6 protein-coding genes and 1 pseudogene are annotated in these 7257 nt (G+C 42.5%); 3 read left to right on the top strand and 4 right to left on the bottom strand.

What is annotated here, in order from left to right; genetic code table 11:
* Positions 1-397: pseudogene (locus LC574_RS18245) on the top strand (YdcF family protein); the annotation flags it as partial.
* A gap of 223 nt (positions 398-620) precedes the next feature.
* Here LC574_RS18245 and LC574_RS18240 read toward each other — a convergent pair.
* Positions 621-1382 carry an SGNH/GDSL hydrolase family protein gene (locus tag LC574_RS18240; RefSeq protein ID WP_229454815.1) on the bottom strand — a complete coding sequence of 254 codons (762 nt, stop codon included), beginning with the start codon at positions 1380-1382 and terminating at the stop codon, positions 621-623.
* Positions 1383-1515: 133 nt separating this feature from the next.
* Between LC574_RS18240 and dprA the strand changes: the two genes are divergently transcribed.
* Complete coding sequence (gene dprA, locus LC574_RS18235; RefSeq protein ID WP_229454814.1) at positions 1516-2655, top strand: DNA-processing protein DprA; 1140 nt, start codon at positions 1516-1518, stop codon at positions 2653-2655.
* Positions 2656-2732: 77 nt separating this feature from the next.
* Here the strand turns inward: dprA and LC574_RS18230 are convergent, their stop codons facing one another.
* The 3 genes from LC574_RS18230 to LC574_RS18220 all read right to left on the bottom strand — a co-directional run bounded on the left by LC574_RS18230 (position 2733) and on the right by LC574_RS18220 (position 5914).
* Positions 2733-3410 (bottom strand): hypothetical protein, encoded by a 678-nt coding sequence (locus LC574_RS18230; protein ID WP_229454813.1) that lies wholly within the window; start codon positions 3408-3410, stop codon positions 2733-2735.
* Between the two features lie 47 nt (positions 3411-3457).
* Complete coding sequence (locus tag LC574_RS18225; RefSeq protein WP_229454812.1) at positions 3458-4999, bottom strand: serine hydrolase; 1542 nt, start codon at positions 4997-4999, stop codon at positions 3458-3460.
* A gap of 174 nt (positions 5000-5173) precedes the next feature.
* Positions 5174-5914, bottom strand: a complete 741-nt coding sequence (locus tag LC574_RS18220) for an RNA methyltransferase (protein WP_229454811.1) — start codon at positions 5912-5914, stop codon at positions 5174-5176.
* A gap of 662 nt (positions 5915-6576) precedes the next feature.
* Here LC574_RS18220 and rnc point away from each other — a divergent pair.
* The coding region (rnc, locus tag LC574_RS18215) for a ribonuclease III (RefSeq protein WP_229454810.1) at positions 6577-7257 on the top strand (681 nt) is incomplete at its 3' end.

Here is a 7257-nt window from a genome sequence, read left to right as displayed (position 1 = left end):
AAAAGGAATTTATCTTACCGAATACAAAAACTTTGCAGAAGTGTCAGCCGCCACCTTCAAGAAACTCGGTTTAGAATCAGAGAAGGTGGTAGCTGTTCCAACACCTCTGGTAATCAAGGATCGTAGTTATGCATCTGCTGCCGAATTTAATCGCTGGCTATCTAATTCCAATTTAAAGCTACAATCAATTAATGTTTTTTCTTTGGACGTTCACACCCGTAGGAGTTGGTTGCTGTTCAAAAAACTACTTAGCCCTAACATCAAGGTTGGTGCGATCGCTGCCAAAACACAAGATTATGATCCAAACAAATGGTGGGATTATAGCCAAGGTGTACGGACAATTATTGATGAAGGCATAGCTTATATTTATGCGCGGTTTTTGAATTGGAAATCCTAAAAGTAATAATTCGTAATTCGTAATTCGTAATTTTGAGTTACAAACTACGAATTATGTTATATAGCTTTTCCTAATTAAATGAGTTACATCATAGCAAGCTCCTCGCAAGCGAACAAGGGGTTGGGGGTGGGGTTCAGTACCTACTCAACCCAGAACCGCTATATAAAACGTAACTTTGGTGGGGTGGGGTGCTTTTAGTATGGACAATTAGATAGACATCATATTACTTTTCCAGGATTTGTAATAATGCTTGTCGATAGATTTTGAGGCCCTCAGCGTTCAGATGATCGCCATCGCTCGACAAATTCTCTTTAAGAACATTATTCTCATACAATGGTGCTACTCCTGCTGCAACTGGCAGTTTTTCTATTTCAGCAACTTTATTAATCAAAGCATTAATTTGTTCAACTCTAGAATTTGGGGCTGATACAGTTGGATCTGAGCTGGGTGCAACTGTTGAATAAAAAGCCGGAATGAGAAAAATCTCTTTATTTCCCATTGTGCGGACAAGTGCGATCGCCTCTTGCAGATTTTTGCTAAACAACTCATCACTAATTCCATACCAAGCATCATTTCCACCTATGGCAATAATAGCTTTTTCGCATTTCACCTTAGTAGGAATTAAACTTTTCAGTTGTTCTAGTAATGAGATTGTACTCAAGCCATTTAACCCAAAATTAAAAGTATCATTCCCAAGAGTATTACCAAGTCCAGCCGAAACAGAATCACCAAATAAGCAACCTGAAAACTGTTTATTTTGGGCGGCAAGTATTTGATATTGCAGTGCAATTTTTCCTAAAGGTGAAGAACTTACATTGTCCTTTGGAGGTGCATCAGCAGAACCAGAAGAGGAATTTGCCATGCCGACTAGCTTAGAAATTTTTGACACATCAACAACTAGTTGATTACTGGGATAGGCTGCTAAAAAGCTGACTAATCCTAGACCTTCTGGTGATTTTGCTCCTATGATAATGGCATTAGTCATTAGTTATTAGTCATTAGTCATTAGTCAAGAGTTACTCTCCCCTGCTTTCCCCACTCCCCACTCCCCACTCCCCCTTAATATCAACAAACAACCCCAGTTTGGGAATACTTAATCCAGTAGTGAGGATGGAACGGTGATAGAAGAAGGCGCATATTGGCTAGCTTGGGCGCAAATTTCGGGAATTGGCCCGGTATTACTGCGGCGGCTGCAACAGCATTTTGGCACGTTAGCAACAGCTTGGAACGCTACCAAGGTACAGTTGGGAGAAGTAGAGGGTTTTGGTTTTCAAACACTAGAAAAAGTAGTAAAACAGCGATCGCGTTTGCACCCAGAACAACTATTTACCAAGCACCGGCAAGAAAATTCTCATTTCTGGACACCAGCAGATGCAGATTATCCCCGCTTACTGCTGGAAACTCCGAGTCCACCGCCGATTTTATACTATCGCGGTGAAGTCGAACTCCAAGAAAATCTCGGACAAAAACCGATGGTTGGAATTGTCGGAACACGTCAACCCTCAGAATACGGTATCCGTTGGACTCGCCAAATTAGTACAGCTTTGGCTAAAAATGGCTTTACAGTTGTTTCTGGGATGGCAGAGGGAATTGACACAGAAAGCCACATTGCCGCGCTCAAAGCAGGTGGACGCACGATCGCAGTTTTGGGAACTGGTGTAGATGTTATCTATCCACATAAAAATCGGGATTTGTACAAGCAGATTTTGACGACTGGCTTAGTCGTGAGTGAGTACCCTACAAAAACCCCACCCGATCGCACTCACTTTCCCCGCCGCAACCGGATTATTGCAGGTTTAAGCCGCGCCATCCTTGTAATGGAAGCGCCGATAAAATCTGGTGCCTTAATTACTGCTACCTACGCAAATGAATTTGGTAGAGATGTCTATGCACTACCTGGAAGACTGGACGATCATCCATCCCAAGGGTGCTTAAAGTTACTGAGTCAAGGAGCTTCTTTCATCCTTAAAGAATTAGATGAACTGTTAACAATGCTAGGAGCAATACCACAAATTGATGCAGTGGAGGCTTCTATAGCACCAGAACAGTTAATGCCAACTTTATCGCCAGAATTGCAAACGGTAATGAATGCGATCGCCGCAGGCGTGCCGGAGGCACTCGCAAGTGAAGCTTTACCCTTTGATTTTATTGTCCAACAAACCGGCATGGCTGCTGGCTCAGTTTCCAGTGCGTTGTTACAGTTGGAACTTATGGGTTTAGTTTCACAACTTCCAGGAATGCGGTATCAAAAAAGTTAAGAGTTAAAAGATAATAGTATATTTGAGCTTTTTAACTTTGTTTTTAGCGATTTTACTAAATTTAGTAACACTGGCAGTTATTGTTCTGCGACTAATTTCCGAACGTCCAGAGAATGACCAATCATTCTTTGTAAGGCTAGCACCAACAACCTTGATAAAACGAAAGGGCTTTGGCTGAATACCTTGAACAGCGTCACTAGTACAGCACGGCGTAAATAAGCATACCATTGAAAAGCCCTAAAGAGCTTATTCCATAATACTTTTGACTTTTGACTTTTGACTTTTGACTTCCGCCTTGCGGTACTAGGGCGGTTGCTATCAAAAACAAATACCATCAGCCAAGTATCTTCGGGATTATGACCCTGCCATCCACTCTGATAACGAGAAGCTTTTACTTCAATACCAATATGAGAATACTGTACAGAGTTTTTAGGAAACATCCCAGCAGGAATTAAGTCAGGATGTCCGTTATGATATTGATTTTTAACCAGGCTAGAGCAGTATTTCGGAATATTTGAAATCAGGAATTCTCCAACCATACTGCTAAAGTTGGCTGGCATCAGCATTACCTCAAGACGTTCCATTTCTTTACTGTAAAGCTGTTGATTGATAAAGCCTAAAAACTCTACAAAATTATTCATTGCCAAAACGATGTGTTCAATTTTACAGTCGTATGGCAGAGTTGCATTAAGATTAAAACCGTTACTCTCAATGGGGTGAGGTTGGCAGGCAATCAACTCTAGTTCGCCGCTCATTTATGAGGGGGTGATGGATGTCATGAACAATATAAAATTCAAATTAATTATCTTGGGGGATAATACTGCGGATTCATAACTGGAGATTGATAACCATTTGCGGGTATAGGACTCACAACAGGAGGTTGATAAACGCTCATGGGTACAGTGCCTGTTGTACCGTTGGGTAAAGCAGGATTCACAACAGGGGGTTGATAACCATTTGCAGGTATACTACTTGTAGTACTGTTGGGTATAACAGCATTTTGGCTAAATTCTTGGTAGGTAACACTAGAAATTGAGCTAATCAATTTTTCGGCGCGAGGGTCATTTACCGGACGTTGTACCATGACAGAGGCTATGTAGCGCTTGCCAGTTGGAACAATAATTAAACCTGCATCTGCCAGCATAGTACCAATATCGCCCGTTTTGTGGTATACTCTTGCGCCTGTTCCCAAGCCGGATGGTAGCAGAGTGTCTCTCTGGGTGCGACGCAAGATATCGAGCATTAAATCGCGTGATGGCATACTCACTAAATTTCCCTGACTCACAATAGCCATCAAATTCCCCAACTCCCTTGGAGTAGTGGTATTTGTCCCTTGCAAATCCGGGAGTTGATTACGAATTGTTGTGGTTGTTAATCCCCAAGTGCGGAAACGCTGGTTTAACGCCTCCATCCCTCCCAGTCGCGCAATCAGCATATTTGTTGCGGTGTTATCGCTGACGGTAATCATTTTTGTGGCGACTTCCAGAGCGGCGTACTCGGTTCCAGCTGGTTGGCGTTGCAGAGTTCCCGAACCGCCAGCAACCATATCCTGTTGCATAGTTAGCATTTCATCCAGGCGAATTTTACCCGCGTCTACATCCTGGAAAAAAGCAATTAAAATCGGCACTTTAATTGTGCTAGCCGCCGGAAAACTGGTAGAGCCATTGACATCTACATAATTACCAGTATCTAAATCTACTAAGAAAACACCGGGTGTAAGATTTGGGTTGGTGTCCGCCAAATTTTGCACAGCATTTTTCAAGGAGATAATTTCTTGGGATAGGTATAAGCTCGAAGGTGCAACTGGGGGAGTTTGGGTAGGTTGTGGCTGCGATCGCACCACATTAATATTAGATTGCGGCGCAGAAGTTGTGCTGATGCGATTAGCGGGGTCTAATACTGACAATGCTGTGCCAACAATTGCACCCATGCCAACACCCACAATCAACAGTCGCACAATATATAACAAGGTTTTGGCCATTGGTTTTAACCGTGTCTTGGGCGATGAACGCCTGCCGATTTTTGGCTTTTCCATCCGCACTGTTTTCACCATCACAGCACCTGGTCGAAAGGGAGGAATTTTGCCCTTCACACTAGGTATTGGTTTTACTGCCGTTGGCATGACTAAGCCCGATTTTACCCTACGTGTAGCACTCGGGATTGGGGGAGGACTGATCGGATTTTTTGGGCGTGTTAGCGCCGCTTCTCGTCCATTCGCAGCTTGCTGCTGGCTGTTAACTTTAACTTTCTTCTTTACCACTTTTTGAACTTTTTGTGGCGGCTGGCGGCGATTTAAGGGTTGACGCCGCGAGAAAGCTGTTAGTTCGTCACTTGACTCTGACACAGTTACTCCTTGTGACCCCTTGGCTGTTTTCTAGCAGACTCCTAACCCAAAACTTAATCTTTAAGCAAATATTAATTACTCAAATTTCACTTTGCCACTAAGTAGCATTTTTGTGTTTAGTTTAAGCCATATTAAATATTTTGGGGGATGATTGCGTATATATTAAACAAATAATTACAACTTTTCACCATCCTTCTGGTTTTTAAGGGCCCATTCTACCTGCTGCAAAATCCCTCGCAGCATGTATACTTCCCCTGTTTTCAGGTGAGCGCGATTATATAGTTGGCGAAATTTTTCCATGCGACTAGCTGCTGTATGAGGATATACATAACCAATTTTTAATAATAATGATTCTAATTGCTGATAGTATGCTTCCACAACATCTAAAGGGGCGAGTTCAGGTTGGGTTAAGGTTTTAGTGTTAGGTTGCTGGGTACATTGTGACAATTCATAACAACAGATTGCTACGGCGGTAGCCAAATTTAGGGCTACATAATCTGGACTCGTAGGAATACCAACAAACCTCTGTGCATAATTTAATTCTTCATTGCTTAATCCCCGGTCTTCCCTGCCAAAAATTAGTGCTGCGGGTTTTTCTGGTTCCTCCAGTAACCAGGGTAGTGCAGTGCGGGGGTTTTCTAAGGGCGTTTCCCAACTGCGAACGCGACCAGTAGTAGCGATCGCCCGTACACATCCATGCAATGCTTCTGGTAATGTCGGCACTAGTACCGCAGATTCTATAATTTCCTGAGCATGAACAGCCATCATCAAAGCTTCCGTCGATAGCGGATCGCATTGGGGATTTACTAATACTAAATTATATAGCCCGAAATTTTTCATTACCCTGGCGATCGCTCCGATATTTATCGGTCCAGCTGGCTCTACCAACACAATTCTTAATCCAGCCAAGCCCATTTTTTGCCTCCTGCGATCGCACCAAATGATATTTTTAGGCTAATTATCAGCATTGTTATGTTCTGCTAAAAAGTTTCCTTGATATCATTCTAACTTTGCAGGTAAATGCCTACGGTAGGTGTAATGAACATCCTAAGTCAGTGCCTTTATGACGCAATACAGTTCAGTTAAGGATTTTTGGTACTAATTTTAGACCTGTAGAGACGCGAAATTTCGCATCTCTACCAAGGTTTTTGGGCTTAACTGAACGGTATTGAGATATAGGCTAGAGTAATTTTGAGTAAACTGATTAATATAGGACTATGATTTGATTTCTGAAAAAGCTCGCCCTCAACTCGAAAAGCCTGATTCCGTATTCCCTACTCCCTACAGACGCGATTAATCGCGTCTCTACCCACTCCCCGCCTACGTAGATAATTTCAGAAATCAAATATGATTTCTATAGCCTATTTATATCAACATCGTACTACACATATTACTCATAGCATTGGTGAATAGCTCAACATTACGATTAATTTGCACAAAATTTGTAGGTTTTGAAAAATAGTAAGCTGAAATGCGTGTAATATCATTAATTTGAACGTTACCCGACTTACTACCAACTCTTTGTTTATTTGTGAATGACCAATAACTAATCACTAATAACTTTTGACTAAGAACTGATGACCCTAGCTTATCCACGCCGTCAACGACAACTCGAAAGTTTAGTCCAAAAATTAGGTTTGTCGCTAAAAGCACCTATAAAGTGGGAACTGCTAGATTTAGCGCTAACTCATCCCACTGTCTCTGAGTCGGCAAATTATGAACAGCTGGAGTTTGTTGGCGATGCAGTGGTGCGGTTGGTCTCGGCTGTTGTGTTATGGGAAAATTACCCAGATTGTCCAGTAGGGGATTTTGCGGCAATTCGTTCGGTGTTAGTGAGCGATCGCATCCTCGCCCAATTGGCAAGAGTTTATGGTTTAGAGTTATACTTACTAGTTGCTGGTAGTGCTACTGCTGATAAAGTTGGTCAAGAGTCACGATTGGCAGATGCTTTTGAAGCAGTTCTGGGTGCGCTTTACTTAAGTACTCAAAATCTGGAACTGATCCGCTCTTGGCTAGATCCCCACTTCCAACAACTAACAACAGAAATTCGCCTTGATCCTGCCAGACTGAATTACAAAGCTGCTCTCCAAGAATGGACTCAGGCACAATTTAAAGTTTTACCAGAATATCGGGTTGTGGAAGTCACCCAACCGCACCGCAATCAAGAACGTTTCGTAGCTGAAGTGTGGCTGCACGGAAACAAGCTAGGAGTTGGTAAAGGACGCTCGATCAAAACTGCTGAACAAGCATCTGCCAAT

It is taken from the genome of Nostoc sp. CHAB 5715 (genome assembly GCF_020829685.1).
Classification (GTDB): domain Bacteria; phylum Cyanobacteriota; class Cyanobacteriia; order Cyanobacteriales; family Nostocaceae; genus Nostoc.
The sequence above is the reverse complement of the archived record's forward strand: the minus strand, read 5'-3'. Positions and strand labels throughout refer to the sequence as shown.